This window comes from Nonlabens dokdonensis DSW-6, assembly GCF_000332115.1.
GTDB classification, from domain to species: domain Bacteria; phylum Bacteroidota; class Bacteroidia; order Flavobacteriales; family Flavobacteriaceae; genus Nonlabens; species Nonlabens dokdonensis.
The window spans coordinates 1,652,989-1,669,819 of record NC_020156.1 but is presented as its reverse complement, the minus strand read 5'-3'; the positions used below and the strand labels follow the sequence as shown (position 1 = coordinate 1,669,819).

The window sequence follows — 16,831 nt, the reverse complement described above, 5'->3', positions numbered from 1 at the left end:
TATTGGTTTAAAACATTTTTTTATACTCCTTAGAGTTAATTATTGTATTGATATTATCTTTAATTGCAGTGGTTTCTGCTTTCATATTTCCCTCTTTTGAGGTAACCGTATACTCCATGATATGGCCGTTAATGATTTCTTTATTTTGAATAAACCAGTTGGGTAGTTGAACGCTAGATGCCACCCAGAGTTCCATTTTCACGTCGCTATCAGACATTACATATTCCTCACAAACAACACCGAGAATAGTTTTAGTTCTTCCAGTCCTATCAATTTTTGTATAATCATAATTTGCCATTTGATCGGTAGGGTTTTGTGTTTGATTACCACCCATCATACTTTGTGACATTTGCATTTTCATGCCTTGAGTACTCACAAAAATTCTGATGTCCTGGTTATCCATAACCATAATTGATTCACCAGCCATTTCTTCGTCAGAGTATTCACTCATATCGGCTTTTATGCCTAGATAAGATTCATTAGGATTAAATAAATATGACATATTGTAGACCTCGTTTTTATCTAAGTTGGTCATCTTAACAACAGTTTCATGAGTAAATTCATAAACACCTGGTTGAGCAGTTGATGTTGTAGATTGAGGAATGGTATAATTACCAGAATCTTGCTCAGCACTTTCTGGCTGTTTAATAGAAGTATTGTCTATAAACTTAGGAGAATTACCATCTATGGCTCCTTTAAGGGTAGATTTAAAATAGGATTCTTCATCATATTCTGAATTACTACTATTTCTTGAAATGGTACGTAAACTTACTTTCCCAGAAAAAGATATCTGGATACTATCATCTGTTAGTACATCTATACTTACTTCTCCAGTAGACACATCATATTTTTGATAATCATCAGAAACCGCTGCTTTATAATCATCTGGCTTTGCATTCTTAATTAATAATTGAGGATCGTAGCCTAAGGTTAACGTAGCCTCTTCAGGGATTTTAAAAACTTGACGGCTGTTGAAGTTTTTATTATTTTCTTCATGTTTTAGGTTTTGAGCTGTTTTAATAATCAAATTAAAACCGTCAAAAATATCGGCTTCATGAGACCACCAGTTGCCAGTCATTTGATAACCATCGTTTGACTTAATCACTTTTACACGACTTATTCCTTCAATGGAAACAGCTCCAAACTTTTGAGAATGATTTAAAAGAATTGTTCCAAAACCTTCTTTTGATTCAACAGCATCCTTAGCCTTTTTAGGTTTCTTTACACCCAAAGAATCAATGGTATTATTGATAACCTCTTCTATCCTATCTTCTGTCTTTCTTTCTATTTGTTTCTTTACTTTATTTTTGAGTCCTTTAAAAAGTTGCGCTTCTGCTTTGTGAGCACTACCTAAAATGATTATAATAATGAGCAGTTTGAATACTGATTTCATGAGATTTGTGATTTGGTTACACACTTAGTACCTTTAAGATTCTAAATATTAACATCTCATTAAAAAAATATTTTAAAATAAAAAGAAGAGTAAGATTTTAATAGTTTGTTTTTATTCCGCTTTCGCGAAAGCGAACTAAATACCTGATAGTGAAATCATTTTAATATCTTTATCTAGAGGTTTTCCTCTACCTTTAGAATTTATATTTGTTTTCATGTTAACCTTTCCACACTTTTAGTAACTAAATGAATAAAGCTACTGAAGATTATAAATTGCAAATAGCCTTAAGGGCCGATGATAAAAAAGCTTTAGAGAAGGTTTATCTAGATTATAGATTAGAGTTTTTACATTACTCTAAACGTTATTCTCTTGATGAGTTAGACGTTCTAGATATCTACCAAGATGCTGTTATAGCTATGCATCAAAAGTTTGTAATGAGCCAGTTGGAATTAAAATCTAGTAGTGTAAAAACCTATTTATTTGGAATAGGAAAAAACAAAATATTTAAAAAATTAAAAAAAGAACAACGCTTTTTGAGAAAAGAAATAGAAAACGAAGACTACACTGAAATCAGTATAGAAGACGACAGTCCTACAGAAAGGCAATTGCTTTTATCAAAACGGTTGGAGGAAATGTCAAAAACCTGCAAGTCTTTATTAAAGCTTTTTTATTATAGAAATTTGACTATCGATGAGATCGTAAACCTAACAGATTATAAAGATGGGAATACCGTACGCAGTCAAAAATCGAGATGCTTAAAGCACTTAAAATCGTTGTTTAAAGTGAACTAATGAATACAGAAAAACTCATACAAGATTATATATCGGGAAAGATTTCTGATGAAGATCAACTTAAAGTGGAGCACCTTCTGAAAACCGATGCAGATTTTAAAGAAGCATTTGAAACACATCAAGATATTCAAATAGCCTTTCAAATTTCTGAAAAAGATACCTTGAAAAAGAAATTTCAAGAAATTGAAATTGATATTAATAAACCTTCTAAATTTAGATTATTAAGATCTAACGCTGTTTATTTAATAATTGCCGCTTCTGTTTTCATAATTATTTTCTTGAATATTTTTGATCAAAAATCAGGAAATGCTCTTTATGAAGAAAACTTCAGTACACTTTCTAACACCTATCAACCTATTGTAAGAAGTAATGCTACTAATGAAAACATGGCAGCGTTTTCTGCTTATGAAAATGCAAACTATCAACTTGCTCAACAGGAATTCGAACTTCTATTAAATAGAAAAAAGGACCCCAATATCAGGTTTTATTATGGACTCACTTTCTTGAATCAAGCAGAATATGAACTGGCATTAGATCAATTTAAAGAGTTAGAGCATATCAATCATGATTACAAAGCTGAAGAGTATTGGTATACTGCATTGATCTATCTTAAAAAGGAAGATTTTGAAAATGCTCAGAAATATCTGGAAAAAATAGATGAAATAAAATCTACATTTAACTTAAAGCAACGTAAAAAACTATTAGAGGAGTTTAAATAAAAATAGTTTTAGTTGTTACTCAAGTAATCGCTATCGTTTTGCAATACTTTTCAAAAAAATAAAACTTCCTAAATAGCACCATCAATTCAAGTTTCTACTTTACTATTAGATTACCCTAACTAGGATAATGGTTGTATCAAAGCTTCAACAAGTCATGGTAAATCAAATCTGTTTGAGATTTCTAGATTGTATTATATTAAACACTACTTTCTAGCAATCCAACTTGCAGGATCCACGGTTTCAGTATCTTGCATGAGAACAAACTTTAATTCAGTTTCACCTGAATTAGAAGTGAAAATCTCACCTATTACATCTTTGGTATTTACTTTATCTCCTTTTTCAACACTTACGATTTTTAAGTTATCGTAGATAGAGGTGTAATTACCATGTCTTATGTGAACGGCTAGAATACCGTACCTGCTTTTTGTAATGCGTATGACCTCACCTTCAAACACGGCGCGTACTTTTGCACCAGCTGGACTTTGTAATCGTATCCCGTTAGATTCAATCGTCAAGGATCTTACTACTGGATGCGGTTGTCGCCCATAACGTCTGGACACAAAACCTTCCTCCACTGGCCATGGCAGTTTTCCTTTGTTGCTTTTAAAGTTATTGGCTAGTATTTTTGCCTCTGGAGTTAGGAAAAATTTATTAGCAACCGCGCCAGTTTTTCCTTTGTTAGAAGCTTTGATATCGGCAGCGATTAAGGCTTTAAGTTCTCTGTCTATTTTATTGCGCTCCTTTGCTTTTTCTTTTATATCTGCTGCATACTCTTTCTCGTTTGCTCTAACTACAGCAAGCAAATTCTCTTGCTCTATTTTATCTTCTTTTAAAGCAGCTCTTTGTTTCTTATTTAATGCAATCACTTTATTCTTCTCCTCTTTCTCCTGAGCGAGTAGTTTGTTTTTTTCAGATAAGGCATCTGACTTTACTGTAATCTCTTCTGCCTGTTTTTTACGGTAATTTGCATAAGATTGCAGGTATTGTACTCTTTTATAGGCTTGTAAAAAATCTTCGGAGCTTAGCAAAAACATCAAGCGGCTTTGATCGTTTTGAGACTTATAAGCTTTCACGATCATCTCTGCATACTCTGCTTTGAGACCTTTGATCTCTTCTTGCAGTTTTTTAATTTCAGCCGTATTAGTTCTTATGGTTCTGGTTAGATTATTGGCTTGTTTATTTGTGATATTAATGATTTCTTGCGTTCGAGCAATTTTCTTATCAATAGTTTCTACCAGCAAAACCATTGTTTTTTCTTCTTTCCTAACGTTTTTAAGCAGTCTATCAAATTGATTGATCTCTCTCTGGATTTCAGCTTTACGTTGTTCTAGAGCGGCTTTACTTGATTGCGCTTTCGCGAAAGCGAAACACAAAACAAACACTACCGATAAATAAATATGCTTTCTCATCTATAATTTAAATGTGCTATAACCTTGTGGCATGCTAAACGGAAATGTCATTTGTTGATCAAACTCAACGTTTTTAAACTCCATTTCTACTTTAGAATCACGATTGCGTTGTTTTGCCTCAATTCTAACTTCTAAGGGTACTATTTTTCCATCTACGATTTGATATTCTGGGTAATTCATCTTGAGATAACTACCTTCAGATGGTTTGGAAATGGACTGTTCTGATACCTTAAAATCAGAAGGACGCAGGCTGAATAGCTTCACAACTATCGCATCTTCACTAAACTGATAATTGTTATTTGCAATATTAAAATCTTTTTTACCTAGGGATTCTACTGCCTGACCTAATAACAAATCTTCTAGCTGATTAAATGTAATTTCTTCTCCTAGAAAATCACTTATTAAACTAAAATCTCCATCAAAAGATCTCTTATTCAACTTTTCATAGAACTGTACACGATCTGGTGTGATATATACTTTTGCCCCTGTAAAGCCAAGAATACTTGCGCTCATCCAGATTTGTTTTCCTTTTTCCATACGTAAATTCATGGTAAAAGATCTAGTAGTTTGTGAGTTATCATAACTAACAGAAAGTCGCGCTCTCATCGTCTCGTAGTCTATACGGGCTGCTTCATGGGCTTTAACGACTTTAGACTTCTTTGCAGTAGCAACAGCATCGTTTGCAGCGCGTTGCGTACTACCGCAGGCTATGACTATAAATGCGGCTACTATATAAAGGTACTTGAAGTATTTCATTGTGTTTTGTTAGACAGTGTCTTTACTTTAGAACGCATTTTTGCGGCTTTAGTTGTGTCTCCTTTTTTATCATAACTCAAGGCGAGTTGCTGGTAAATATCGCTCTCTAGTTTTGGCTCGTCGAGCAAGAAGCTTAAACCTGTTTCTAGCTGGTCAATAGCTTTATCTGGTTCATTGAGATTATTGTGTGCAACGCCGTTAAGAAGGTATAATAAAGCTTGAGCAGGAAAAACGTCGAGGGCTTTCTCAGTTATCTCTATAGTTTTTTTGTAATCCTTAATATCTATGCTTAAAAGAGCCACTTTTTTGATAAGCTCATAATCTTTATCATTGATTTCTAGACCTTTCTCATAAAATGAAATAGCTCTTGCAGCATCTTTTTTCTTTAGGTAATAGTCACCTAATGCATTAAAGGCTTTTACATCTTCTACTTCATCTGCAAAGCTGTCAATGGCATCTTGAATCTCGTCGTCCTCTACTTCGGTAGCATCTGTCTGGATAAAATCGTTAAGGACATTGATCTTAGTCTCGGTATCAAATTGAGCCGATTCAAAAACCTTGCGCATACTTTTTATTCCTTTGCGAGTTCTACCGTTTTCTAGGTAGATTTTGTATAATGCTAATTGTGCTTTATCACTATCTGGCAAATTCTTATCCAGTAATTCTGCTATTTCTTGGACCTTCTCAGTATTGTTTTTCTTGCTGTACAAGTAGATCAAATTGATGTAAGATCTCTCGTCTTTAGGGTTTGCTTTTATTGCAGCTTCTAGTTCTACAATATTCCCGTCTCTAGCTTCATTTGCATCGAGTCTTGCTTCTATTTGCCTTTTAATTGCGGTACGCCTCTGATCTTCTCCTAATCGTTTGTCAAGTTTCTCGATTATAGCAAGAGATTCTTGATTTTTGCCTATTCTAAAATACTGATAGGGCAACAGTTCTTCATAGTTTTCATTGATATCAGCTAGTTTTTCAAGAACTACCACCGCCTTTTCATACTCTTTTTGCTTATCGTAAACATCATACAAGGTTTCCAGTAACCACTCGTTTTCTCCGGCAAGCTCTATGGCACGGTTTATTTTTTGTTCCGCTTTCGCGAAAGCGTCACTCATCAAATAATTCTTACCTAACTCATACTGTACTGCTCCATTTTCTGGCTGTATCTCTTCACAAACCTGTAAAAAAGCGATCGCTTTATCATGATTTCCAATGGCTTTGGCAGACAATGCATTAAAGAAATTATCCTTGAAGCTGTCAGAAACATCTCCTAAATCATCAACATTTACCTCATCAGAAAAGACTTCTTGCTGAGCCATAACTATATTGCTCAGCAAGAATATTGCAATTATAAAGAGGTACTTCAATGATTTAAACATAAGTTTCATTTTTCAATAACTATTCCATAATGGTATAGTCTCCTATACTTATTCTGGTAAACTTCCCATCGTATTTTACGTGGTTACCTATCATGGCTTCCTCTAATGTAGCGTTTTTAATAACAGAATCCTTTTGAATGAGCGAATTTGTTATTGTGCAATTTTCAATTACTGTACCAGCTCCTATAGAAACGTGAGGCCCTACAGTACTGTTTTTAAGCACCACACTGCTATCGATCACGCAAGGTGGAATGATTTTAGAATCTTGTAAAGTAGGCTGAGAATTTAATTCTTCACTACCATCTTTTTCCATAAAACTCATGATGCGCTGGTTGGTCTCAATGGCAACTACTTTATTACCGCAATCCATCCACTCGTCTACCGTTCCTGTTTTAAAAACATTACCAGACGCCATCATTCTTTTAATACCGTCATTGATCTGGTATTCTCCACCGTTGATAATCTCGTTATCGATTACAAACTGTAGTTCTTTTTTAAGATCTGCAATTTCTTTGAAATAGTAGATACCTATAACTGCTTGATCGCTTACAAATTGCTGTGGCTTTTCAACTAACTCTACAATTTCTTCTTTTTCATTCAATTTTACTACACCATAAGCCTCTGGTTTTTCCACCTGCTTAGTCCATATAACGGCGTCTGCGGCAGGATCAAGTTCAAAATTTGCTCTTATCAAGGTGTCTGCATAAGCTACCACAGCAGGTCCAGAAAGTGAAGGCTCTGCACACATTATGGCGTGTCCAGTTCCTAAAGGTTCTAACTGGCGGTAAATGCTAGCTTTGGCGCCTAGGCCTTGGGCTAGCTCTTCTAAACTTTTAACCACATCATCTCCAAAAAACGCTGGATCGCCAAGAATGAACGCAATTTCTTCCACTGGTTCTGAAAGTATGCGTGCAATATCCTTTACCAATCGATGTACGATAGGCTGATTTGCAATAGGTATTAATGGTTTAGGAGTTGTTAAAGAATGTGGGCGCAATCGTGAACCACGACCTGCCATAGGTACTATTATTTTCATAAGCATCTCAACCGCGTAGGCGGTTGTCTCTTAATTTTATCGAGATTTAAATCAAATAATTACTCAAAAAATCTCTTTGTTAATTGATTAAATAGACTTTAAGTCTTTTAAATATAAAACGCTAAGTTAAAAACTTATAGGGTGTTATCTATGGAAGGTGGATTATTCTTTGCTTTCCTCTTCCTGCCCAAAGTTGATCTTATGCTTTTTAGCAAATTTTAAAAAGTTGTCCAGCTTCCCTTTCTCCTTAGCTTCTTTATATAAACTTACTAGAGTTATTTCTGCATCTTGTTTGTAAGGTGAATTCATTTCATTGTACTTTGTAAAAGCAATCATCATGTTATCTATAGCCATGTCATCATCTTCTAAAAAGATACCGCATTGACCCAAACCAAAATAGCCTTCTGGATCTTCTGGATAGAACTTAATGAGGTCTTTATAAACATTTGCTGCTTTGTCAAATTTCTCAAGCAATCTGTATGCAATAGGTAAATTTTGCAATGGCATTTTACCTCTAGGGTCGATTTTCAAGGATTTTTTATAGCTTTTTACAGCGTCTTTGTAATCTCCTTGTCTCCTTTGAGTAATGCCTACCATGTCCCAGGCAAAAGCAAACTCTTTATCTTCCTTAGTGGCTTTTTTGAAAAACTCCAATGCCTTGTCAAAGTTTTCTTCTCGATAATAACCTAAACCTTTGTCGTAGAGTTCTAGAGCTTTTCTGTTATCACTAACTGACTTTTCACTAGATTCTTTGGCATTGTTAAAAAGATTCTTAAGGCTTTTACAATTATCGAGTAATTTTCTTTCCAGCTCTTGATAGCCTTCATTTGTATTGATAACAATATTCTTATCTTCTTTTATCACTAAAGAATCCACCTTATTGATATCGCCTATTTTGTTTAAAGTATCTTTTGTCTTTTCCATCATATCAAAGAGTTTCTCTTGAATTTGCTTTGACATTAGAGCCGACTGAATACAGCTTTTTACTTCCTCAAATTTTTCTTCTTCTTCAAACCTATTATCGATCTCACCTATACACTCACAAGCTTCTTGATAGTATTTATCTTTTACCTCCTTTTGGGAATAAGCTAAACTAGAAAACAATGCCAAAGAGATAATTATTAGGTTTTTCATATTTTGATATAATTTATTTAAAATCTGCTTTTTTTGATTGCTTGAGATTCTTGCCTGCGCAGGAATTGGGGTTATTTCACTCCAGTACTCCCAAAACCTCCCTCACCACGCTCCGTAGAACTTAGCTCTTCAACCTCATGCCAGTCTGCTCGTTCGTGTTTTGCAATGACTAATTGTGCAATACGTTCACCATTTTCAACGGTGAATGATTCATTGGAAAGGTTGACTAGAATTACACCTATCTCTCCACGATAATCGGCATCAATAGTTCCTGGAGCGTTGAGGACTGTGATTCCTTTTTTTGCTGCAAGACCACTTCTAGGTCTTACTTGCGCTTCCGTCCCTATGGGTAATTCTATAAATAATCCTGTTTTTATAATCGCTCTTTCCAGTGGCTGTAAAATAACCGCTGCATCTATGTTTGCTCTTAAATCCATTCCTGCACTAGCCTCTGTTTCATAGTGAGGTAATGCATGTGCTGATTTATTTATAATCTTTATGGTCATTTTCTTTTAATGATTTTGTTAATGATCTCGCTTTCGCGAAAGCTAACCACTCCTAAAACTAATAAAGTCATAACAGCTCCGACTATATAAGTAGCTAGGCTTTCTACTCCTAATTCCTCTCTTACGTAATAGAAAAAAACCAGTGATAGCGTGATTGATATTCCTAAATATAAGAGAATATTTTTGAGATCGTAAGGAACAGCAAGGTGTTTCTTTCCTATGAGATAGGAAACCACCATCATGAGTCCATAAGCAGCACAGGTTGCATAAGCACTCGCCATGTAACCAATATGCGGGATCAATAGTACGTTTACAACTATTGTAAGAATCGCGGCAGTGATAGAAATGTAGGCTCCATATCGTGTTTTATCTTGAATTTTATACCAGACAGAAAGCGTTTGATAAATCCCAGAAAAGAAATAAGCGATTAAAATCAACGGCACGACTTCCATTGCCGTTTCAAATCCCTCTTTAACAATATACGGCTTGATCAAGTCTACCAAAACCACATAAGCCATCAATGCTACAGAGCCAAAAGCAACAAATGCTTTAGTAATCAATGCGTAGTGTTGGGTTGCATTTTTATCGCCAGACTGGCTGAAAAAGAAAGGTTCTACACCTAATCTAAATGCTTGCGCGTAAAGAGTCATTCCTACCGCAAGTCGATAACCGGCCGTATAAACACCTACTATTCCTTCCGCCTCTTCTTCACTTACGGGAAGTAGTTTTTGTAATAAAATCTTATCTACCGTTTCATTTATGGCAAAAGCAAAACCAGCTAATAAAATAGGCCAGCCGTAAGAAAGCATTTTCTTCCATAGGACTTTGTCAAATTCCCATTTCATAAAATAGGGTTTGATGACTATTAAGAAAGTAATGAAACTAGCAGCAAGAAAAGCAATAAAAAACAATTCTATTCTATCGCCTGGAAGTATTTTTTCAACTGCTGGAAAGTACTGTAAAGCTGTAAAAAAGATAAAAGTCATTCCTACGGAAACTACCACATTAAATAGTTTAATCAACGCATAACTAGTAGACTTTCCTTGCGCTCGCAGGTAGGCAAACGGAATAACCATTAAAGTATCAAAAACGATAATGGCGATTACCCATTTCCAGTATTGCGAGGATAATTCTGTGACAATTTCAATTTGATCAATAAACAAATAAGCAACGATACCAAAAACTAGGGTAGTAATGAGCAATGATATTAAAGAAGTGCTAAGTGTTTTTACTTTGGTAGTGGCATCATTATAAAATCGAAAGAAGGCCGTTTCCATGCCATAGGTCAAAATCACATTTGCAAAAATAATATAAGAAAAAATGATAGAGACCTCACCAAATTCAACTTTGCCAGGTAGATACTCCGTAAGTAGTTTAGTCAATAAAACCGTCAATAAACGTGGTAATACTGTCGCAAGACCGTAAATAAACGTATTCTTAAAAAGGTTTTTTATGGAGCTCAAGAATGTGGTTGTAATGGAAAATCAAAGGTAGTATTATTTTTCAAAGGGTAGAATAAATTCTACCCTTTGAAAGCTGACTGCTAGAAGAAGGTAAGAGTAGAAGTTATCATTGTCGTTCTTTCAAATAACAGCAATAAGACTAAGCTGCATATTAAATCGGCATTAATAATTTTGTTTCTTTACTTTTTTTATAACCAACATGGTCAATTCTTTCAAAAACTCTGGATTTAAATCTTTACTGTAACCTGCAATCTCTGAAATATCTTTAGGTATACCTAAGCAATTAAAACGTCTTGGAATTCCCATACGTGATTTTTGTTCAACTATTGTGCTGTCTTGTAAAACTATTTGGGTACTCATAAAAGCATTATCGGAGATTTTATATTTAGAACTTTCCTCAATGAATTGAACATAAAACACATTATTATTCTTGAAATAAAATTCACCAAACAATTTATTTTCTAAATGATCGAATTGAAATTCTGCTTCAATTTTATTTTCATATCGTCTTGCGAAAACTGTAATGGTATCAATCTCAAATTGGAATTTGTAAATTGGACTTGCTGAGAAATAATCTATGCTGGAGGCTGACAAACGATTTTTCTGCATATGAGAAATTCTCTTTGAGACGCAACTAACTAGCATAAAAACTACTAACAGTACAAAAAAACACTTCTTCATATATGAGAAATCTATAGTTTGAAACTTAAACTGGAGTCAAAACTATAAGAAAATAGGACTTAGAAATATTGAGAATGAGCAAGTCCTTGATATGAATGAGTGAATTCGATTACTGACCTTGTGGCGGCGCACTAGGATATGCAACAGTTTCTTTTTGAGTAAGGTTTTCTAGTTTTACATATTTCATTTTACCATTGGCTTCAAAAGCAATTACCGCTTGATCGTTTTTTAACTCAAAAGGTATTTCCTCATAGTTGGGAACGGTATTACCGTATTCTTCTTTAGGGTCTGCGCTCATGTTATATGCAACAGATGGATACATAAAGCGAGAAATGAGCATTTTTTTATCGTTGCTTATAAATCTGGCGACATTATTCTCCATCCCTCTAAAATAGACAGCTGCAAGAGTATGACCTTCTAAAATTGATAATGGAAAATAAAGAGTTGCTCCATTTCCTGATCCTGGAGCACCACCGGACCACTCTTCAAAGTAGGGTTGCTCTGCTGTATTAAAGTCATCGGTAGACATGGTTTTAGATATTTTTTGAGAAGAACAAGAACTCAAAATAATGATTGCGAATAGATATAAATATTTCATTTTCATTTTTTTATTAAAATCATAATAATTAATGAGTCTAAAAAATTATGACTCATAAACTATTCAAAATCTTTGCTGCTTTTATAATTTCTTCCTCCTTTTTTGCAAAACAAAAGCGTAGCATATTGGGGTCTTTTCCATTCATAAAAACAGAAATAGGAATACTCGCTATTTTATGTTCTATAGTGAGTCGTCTGGCAAAATCCACATCGTTCTCATCTGTAATTTTTGAATAATCTAATAACTGAAAATAAGAACCATGAGCAGGCTTAAATTTAAACCTACTGTCTTTTATAAGATTCAAGAACAAGTCTCTCTTTTTCTGATAAAATATGCCTAATTCTGTATATCGTTCAGGCTTGGACAAGTAATTAGCAATAGCATCTTGTACTGGATGATTGACGCAATACACTACATATTGATGAACCTTATAAAACTCTTCCATGAGATGCTTTGGAGCAAGGCAATAACCCATTTTCCATCCGGTTACATGAAAAGTCTTGCCAAAACTGCCCGTAATTAAGCTGCGTTCCCACAATCCTTCATACCTAGCAGCACTTAAATGTTCTCTACCGTCAAAAGCAATGTGTTCATAAACCTCGTCACTTAACAATAATAAATTGTTTTCGACAACAATATCTTGCAACTTGGTCATATCTTCATGAGTCAGCATATCACCGCTAGGATTATGCGGTGAGTTGATCATGATCATTTTAGTCACGGAAGTAAGTTTGTCCTTAACTTCTTGCCAGTCTATGGTAAATTCTGGCAATTTCATAGAAATTTCTACCACTTTCCCTCCAGCCAGTTCTATCGCTGGTGCATAACAATCGTATGCTGGTGTAAAAATAATGACTTCATCACCTGAATGAATTACCGCTTGAATAGCAGTAAAAATTCCTTGAGTAGCTCCAGCTGTAAGACAAATTTCATTTTCAGGATGATAAAAAGCCCTATGTTGCTGCTGGGTCATCTTAGAAATAGCAGCTCGCAAAGACATCAATCCTGCCATAGGCGCGTATTGATTTTTATCGTCGTGAATAGCTTTTATAATCAGCTCTTTTAAAGCTGGATCTACTGGAAAGTTAGGAAAGCCTTGTGAGAGATTTACTGCACCATGTTTGTTTGACAGGGCACTCATAGTTGTAAAGATGGACTCGGTGACACTAGGAAGTTTAGATTTACGCATGCAGGTAAATTACTGAAAAGGATATAGAATCAAAAGTTCCTGCTGTATATATCTCAATAAAAAAATCCCATCTCAAATAAAGTGAAATGGGATTTACTAATTGTTTAAAGTATTGAAACTATGACAAAGTTTCAGCTTTTAGATATTCACGGTTCATACGTGCGATATTTTCTAACTTAATTCCTTTAGGACATTCAATCATACAAGCTCCCGTATTAGTACAGTTACCGAATCCTTCAATATCCATCTGGCGTACCATATCTTGAACACGCTTTGTAGCTTCTACTTCACCTTGAGGTAATAATGCATATTGAGATACTTTGGCACTGGTAAATAACATCGCACTTGCATTTTTACAAGCCGCTACACATGCTCCACAACCTATACACGTTGCACTGTGAAATGCTTCATCTGCCTTTTCCTTTTCAACAGGAATTGAGTTGGCATCTTGGGTATTACCAGAAGTATTTACAGATACATAAGCACCTGCTTGCTGGATTCTATCAAAAGAAGAACGGTCTACAATCAAATCTTTGATCACGGGAAAAGCTGCTGCTCTCCATGGCTCAATAGTGATCGTATCTCCATCATTAAACTTTCTCATGTGCAATTGACAAGTTGTTGTCAATTTTTGCGGCCCATGAGGTTGTCCATTAATCATCATGTTACAAGATCCACAAATTCCTTCACGACAGTCGTGATCAAATTCTACTGGCTCTTCTCCTTTATTGACTAACTCTTCATTAAGAATATCCATCATTTCAAGAAAAGACATATCACCATCTACACCATCTAGTGGATAAGTAACCATTTTTCCTTTGGCTTCAGGACCAGCCTGTCTCCATATTTTTAAAGTAAGTTTCATACTTTTTATATTTAGTTAATTACGCTTTCGCGAAAGCGTAACATTTAACATTCAATTATTTATAACTACGAGTTTTCAATTCCACATTTTCAAAGACTAGGTCTTCCTTGTGTAATTTAGCATCTCGTGGGTTTTCATTGTATTCCCAAGCGCTTACGAAAGCAAAGTTTTCATCATCTCGCAGCGCTTCACCTTCTGGAGTCTGATATTCTTCTCGGAAGTGACCACCACAACTCTCATCTCTAGTCAAAGCATCTTTTGCAAACAGTTCTCCTAATTCAAGGAAATCTGCCACACGACCTGCTTTTTCTAGTTCTTGATTCTTAGTGTCAGCACTTCCTGGAACTTTTACATTCTTCCAGAAGTCTTCACGTAATTCTTTGATCTCATCCATTGCAGACTGTAAATCTTCAGCGTTACGAGACATTCCACATTTGTTCCACATAATTAAACCAAGTTTCTTGTGGTAATAGTCTACAGAATGCGTTCCTGCACCATTCATCAATTTCTCGATGCGAGCGCGAGTATCTTTTTCTGCTTGTTCAAATTCTGGAGTTTCAGTAGAAATTTCTCCTGTTCTGATTTCGTTTGCAAGATAGTCTCCTATTGTATAGGGCAATACAAAATAACCATCTGCTAGACCTTGCATCAAGGCACTTGCTCCTAAACGGTTTGCACCGTGATCAGAGAAATTTGCTTCACCAGCGGCAAAACAACCTGGTACTGTGGTCTGCAAGTTATAATCTACCCATAAACCACCCATTGTATAGTGAACCGCTGGGAATATTTTCATAGGTACTTCATATGGATTCTCATCAGTAATGTTACGGTACATGTCAAATAAGTTACCGTACTTTTTCTCGATGACTTTCTTACCTAGCGCAATCATTTCTGCTTCACTAGCATCCTTATGACCACTAGTCAGCGCTTCTACTTTACCGTATCTTAAGAAAGATGCTTCAAAGTCTAAGTAAACAGCATTACCTGTTTTATTTACTCCATAACCTGCATCACAACGCTCTTTTGCAGCACGAGATGCAACGTCACGTGGTACTAAGTTACCAAATGCTGGATATCTTCTTTCAAGATAGTAATCTCTATCTTCTTCTTTAAGATCTACTCCTCTCTTTTTCCCTTCACGTATTGCCTTTGCGTCTTCTAGATTTTTAGGAACCCAGATACGTCCATCATTACGTAAGGACTCTGACATTAAGGTCAATTTAGACTGGTGCTCTCCAGATACTGGAATACAAGTAGGATGAATTTGTGTGTAACATGGGTTTGCAAAATATGCTCCACGACGGTGCGTTCTCCAAGCTGCCATCACGTTACTTCCCATTGCATTTGTTGAAAGGAAAAACACATTTCCATAACCACCAGAAGCAATTACTACAGCGTGCGCTCCATGACGCTCAATCTCACCAGTAACTAGATTACGAGCGATAATACCACGAGCTTTTCCATCTACTTTTACAAGATCTAACATCTCGTGTCGATTAAATGGCTGCACTTTACCACGGTTAATCTGTCTATTTAAAGCAGAATATGCTCCTAATAATAATTGTTGTCCAGTTTGTCCAGCAGCATAAAACGTTCTAGATACAAGAACTCCACCAAAAGAACGGTTATCTAACAATCCACCATATTCACGAGCAAAAGGAACACCTTGAGCTACACACTGGTCGATGATATTAGAAGAAACTTCAGCAAGTCTGTGAACGTTTGCTTCTCGAGATCTATAATCACCACCTTTAATAGTATCATAAAACAAACGGAAGTTTGAATCTCCATCTCCTTGATAATTTTTGGCAGCATTAATTCCTCCTTGTGCGGCAATAGAGTGCGCACGACGTGGAGAATCGTTATAGCAAAATGTCTTTACATTATAGCCTAGCTCTGCAAGAGTGGCAGCTGCACTACCGCCTGCAAGTCCAGTACCTACAACTATAACGTCAATGTTACGTTTGTTTGCTGGATTTACTAGGTTAATAGTATTTTTATGTGTTACCCACTTTTCAGCAAGTGGTCCTTGAGGTACTTTAGAGTCTAATACTGACATAATTTATGTGTTATTAGTGAGAAAAAAAGTGATAAAGTGCTATGAAAATGAATCCAGCAGGAATCAATACAGACCATGCATAGGTTGCTTTTCTCAACCCATCACCTTTATTGATAGCTTTTGCACCCATAGATTGAAATGAACTATTAAATCCATGCCATAAATGCATTGCTAATAAAATGAAAGAGACAACGTAAATTCCAACTCTCACTGGATTTACAAATTTCTCTTTTAATTCTGGTAAATATCTTGTTGGATCTTCTGGTTGTACATCGATATACTTTACAGTCATTTCGTGTACCCAGAAATCATACATATGCAATCCTAAAAATGCTAAAACTACAAGTCCTGAAATGATCATGTTTCTTGAAACCCATTGTGAATTTGAATTTCCAGAGAACTTTGCATATTTAACTGGACGTGCTTTTCTATTTTGTAGATCAAGAACAATTCCCATTATAAAATGTACGATCAAGCCTCCTATTAAAATAGGCTGCGCTACGAATTGTACTAATGGGTTGTAACCCATAAAGTGTGACCACTCATTAAAAGTATCTGGTGCAATGACTGATGTAATGTTAATTACAAAGTGTTGCGTTAAAAATATTACCAGAAATAATCCTGAAAGTGCCATTACCCACTTTCTAGCAAGCGATGATTTTACTAATGCGCTCATGTATAATTTTTTAGTTTGCCGCAAAGATAACTTTCAGTCGTATCAATATCAATCGTAATAGTTAAAAGCGCTTATTTACTAGCTTATTTGGATTGAATCTTAATAGTTTTTACTAGCTATTGCCTATTCTTAGTAGAACTTGATCCACTTACCTTTCAACAGTATTGTTAATAAAGTGTTTTA

At 35.2% G+C, this 16,831-nt stretch carries 16 protein-coding genes; 2 read left to right on the top strand and 14 right to left on the bottom strand.

The window, feature by feature from the left end:
• Nucleotides 1-7 precede the first annotated feature (7 nt).
• The gene (locus DDD_RS07350) at nucleotides 8-1,393 is read right to left on the bottom strand and encodes a DUF4412 domain-containing protein (RefSeq protein WP_015362175.1); all 1,386 of its coding nucleotides are present in this window, start codon (nucleotides 1,391-1,393) and stop codon (nucleotides 8-10) included.
• A 245-nt stretch (nucleotides 1,394-1,638) separates the two neighbouring features.
• Here DDD_RS07350 and DDD_RS07345 point away from each other — a divergent pair, with 245 nt between their 5' ends.
• On the top strand, nucleotides 1,639-2,184 hold the full coding sequence (locus DDD_RS07345; protein WP_015362174.1) for an RNA polymerase sigma factor: 546 nt from the start codon (nucleotides 1,639-1,641) through the stop codon (nucleotides 2,182-2,184).
• Nucleotides 2,184-2,903: a tetratricopeptide repeat protein gene (locus tag DDD_RS07340; RefSeq protein WP_015362173.1), complete on the top strand. Its 720-nt coding sequence runs from the start codon at nucleotides 2,184-2,186 to the stop codon at nucleotides 2,901-2,903. Before DDD_RS07345 ends, DDD_RS07340 begins: the two co-directional genes overlap by 1 nt.
• A 203-nt stretch (nucleotides 2,904-3,106) precedes the next feature.
• Here the strand turns inward: DDD_RS07340 and DDD_RS07335 are convergent, their stop codons facing one another.
• The 13 genes from DDD_RS07335 to DDD_RS07275 form a co-directional block, all read right to left on the bottom strand.
• Complete coding sequence (locus tag DDD_RS07335) at nucleotides 3,107-4,312, bottom strand: murein hydrolase activator EnvC family protein (protein WP_015362172.1); 1,206 nt, start codon at nucleotides 4,310-4,312, stop codon at nucleotides 3,107-3,109.
• On the bottom strand, nucleotides 4,313-5,068 hold the full coding sequence (locus DDD_RS07330; protein WP_015362171.1) for a DUF4292 domain-containing protein: 756 nt from the start codon (nucleotides 5,066-5,068) through the stop codon (nucleotides 4,313-4,315).
• On the bottom strand, nucleotides 5,065-6,441 hold the full coding sequence (locus DDD_RS07325; protein WP_015362170.1) for a tetratricopeptide repeat protein: 1,377 nt from the start codon (nucleotides 6,439-6,441) through the stop codon (nucleotides 5,065-5,067). The genes DDD_RS07330 and DDD_RS07325 overlap by 4 nt, the downstream gene beginning before the upstream one ends.
• Before the next feature lie 19 nt (nucleotides 6,442-6,460).
• Nucleotides 6,461-7,477, bottom strand: coding sequence for a sugar phosphate nucleotidyltransferase (locus DDD_RS07320; RefSeq protein WP_041567016.1), 1,017 nt, complete (start codon nucleotides 7,475-7,477; stop codon nucleotides 6,461-6,463).
• Nucleotides 7,478-7,639: 162 nt separating this feature from the next.
• Nucleotides 7,640-8,611 (bottom strand): tetratricopeptide repeat protein, encoded by a 972-nt coding sequence (locus DDD_RS07315; RefSeq protein ID WP_015362168.1) that lies wholly within the window; start codon nucleotides 8,609-8,611, stop codon nucleotides 7,640-7,642.
• A 71-nt stretch (nucleotides 8,612-8,682) separates the two neighbouring features.
• The gene (gene dut, locus DDD_RS07310) at nucleotides 8,683-9,117 is read right to left on the bottom strand and encodes a dUTP diphosphatase (RefSeq protein WP_015362167.1); all 435 of its coding nucleotides are present in this window, start codon (nucleotides 9,115-9,117) and stop codon (nucleotides 8,683-8,685) included.
• Complete coding sequence (locus DDD_RS07305) at nucleotides 9,114-10,580, bottom strand: lipopolysaccharide biosynthesis protein (RefSeq protein WP_015362166.1); 1,467 nt, start codon at nucleotides 10,578-10,580, stop codon at nucleotides 9,114-9,116. Before DDD_RS07305 ends, dut begins: the two co-directional genes overlap by 4 nt.
• Nucleotides 10,581-10,742: 162 nt before the next feature.
• Nucleotides 10,743-11,261: a DUF6705 family protein gene (locus DDD_RS07300; RefSeq protein WP_015362165.1), complete on the bottom strand. Its 519-nt coding sequence runs from the start codon at nucleotides 11,259-11,261 to the stop codon at nucleotides 10,743-10,745.
• A gap of 109 nt (nucleotides 11,262-11,370) precedes the next feature.
• Nucleotides 11,371-11,859, bottom strand: coding sequence for a hypothetical protein (locus tag DDD_RS07295; protein ID WP_041567014.1), 489 nt, complete (start codon nucleotides 11,857-11,859; stop codon nucleotides 11,371-11,373).
• Between the two features lie 52 nt (nucleotides 11,860-11,911).
• The gene (locus DDD_RS07290) at nucleotides 11,912-13,048 is read right to left on the bottom strand and encodes a methionine aminotransferase (protein WP_015362163.1); all 1,137 of its coding nucleotides are present in this window, start codon (nucleotides 13,046-13,048) and stop codon (nucleotides 11,912-11,914) included.
• 118 nt (nucleotides 13,049-13,166) lie between these two features.
• Nucleotides 13,167-13,913 carry a succinate dehydrogenase/fumarate reductase iron-sulfur subunit gene (locus DDD_RS07285; protein ID WP_015362162.1) on the bottom strand — a complete coding sequence of 249 codons (747 nt, stop codon included), beginning with the start codon at nucleotides 13,911-13,913 and terminating at the stop codon, nucleotides 13,167-13,169.
• A gap of 55 nt (nucleotides 13,914-13,968) precedes the next feature.
• A complete protein-coding gene (locus DDD_RS07280) occupies nucleotides 13,969-15,972 on the bottom strand; it encodes a fumarate reductase/succinate dehydrogenase flavoprotein subunit (protein ID WP_015362161.1) in 2,004 nt (667 codons plus the stop codon).
• 13 nt (nucleotides 15,973-15,985) lie between these two features.
• A complete protein-coding gene (locus tag DDD_RS07275; protein WP_015362160.1) occupies nucleotides 15,986-16,648 on the bottom strand; it encodes a succinate dehydrogenase cytochrome b subunit in 663 nt (220 codons plus the stop codon).
• Nucleotides 16,649-16,831 lie beyond the last annotated feature (183 nt).

Excerpts from the sequence above, each read along its gene's own strand:
- DDD_RS07345 (WP_015362174.1), top strand. The coding sequence starts at position 1,639 with ATGAATAAAGCTACTGAAGATTATAAATTGCAAATAGCCTTAAGGGCC.
- DDD_RS07340 (WP_015362173.1), top strand. The coding sequence starts at position 2,184 with ATGAATACAGAAAAACTCATACAAGATTATATATCGGGAAAGATTTCT.
- DDD_RS07315 (WP_015362168.1), bottom strand. The coding sequence starts at position 8,611 with ATGAAAAACCTAATAATTATCTCTTTGGCATTGTTTTCTAGTTTAGCT.
- DDD_RS07300 (WP_015362165.1), bottom strand. The coding sequence starts at position 11,261 with ATGAAGAAGTGTTTTTTTGTACTGTTAGTAGTTTTTATGCTAGTTAGT.
- DDD_RS07275 (WP_015362160.1), bottom strand. The coding sequence starts at position 16,648 with ATGAGCGCATTAGTAAAATCATCGCTTGCTAGAAAGTGGGTAATGGCA.
- DDD_RS07320 (WP_041567016.1), bottom strand. The coding sequence starts at position 7,477 with ATGAAAATAATAGTACCTATGGCAGGTCGTGGTTCACGATTGCGCCCA.
- dut (WP_015362167.1), bottom strand. The coding sequence starts at position 9,117 with ATGACCATAAAGATTATAAATAAATCAGCACATGCATTACCTCACTAT.
- DDD_RS07325 (WP_015362170.1), bottom strand. The coding sequence starts at position 6,441 with ATGTTTAAATCATTGAAGTACCTCTTTATAATTGCAATATTCTTGCTG.
- DDD_RS07290 (WP_015362163.1), bottom strand. The coding sequence starts at position 13,048 with ATGCGTAAATCTAAACTTCCTAGTGTCACCGAGTCCATCTTTACAACT.
- DDD_RS07280 (WP_015362161.1), bottom strand. The coding sequence starts at position 15,972 with ATGTCAGTATTAGACTCTAAAGTACCTCAAGGACCACTTGCTGAAAAG.
- DDD_RS07350 (WP_015362175.1), bottom strand. The coding sequence starts at position 1,393 with ATGAAATCAGTATTCAAACTGCTCATTATTATAATCATTTTAGGTAGT.
- DDD_RS07335 (WP_015362172.1), bottom strand. The coding sequence starts at position 4,312 with ATGAGAAAGCATATTTATTTATCGGTAGTGTTTGTTTTGTGTTTCGCT.
- DDD_RS07295 (WP_041567014.1), bottom strand. The coding sequence starts at position 11,859 with ATGAAATATTTATATCTATTCGCAATCATTATTTTGAGTTCTTGTTCT.
- DDD_RS07330 (WP_015362171.1), bottom strand. The coding sequence starts at position 5,068 with ATGAAATACTTCAAGTACCTTTATATAGTAGCCGCATTTATAGTCATA.
- DDD_RS07285 (WP_015362162.1), bottom strand. The coding sequence starts at position 13,913 with ATGAAACTTACTTTAAAAATATGGAGACAGGCTGGTCCTGAAGCCAAA.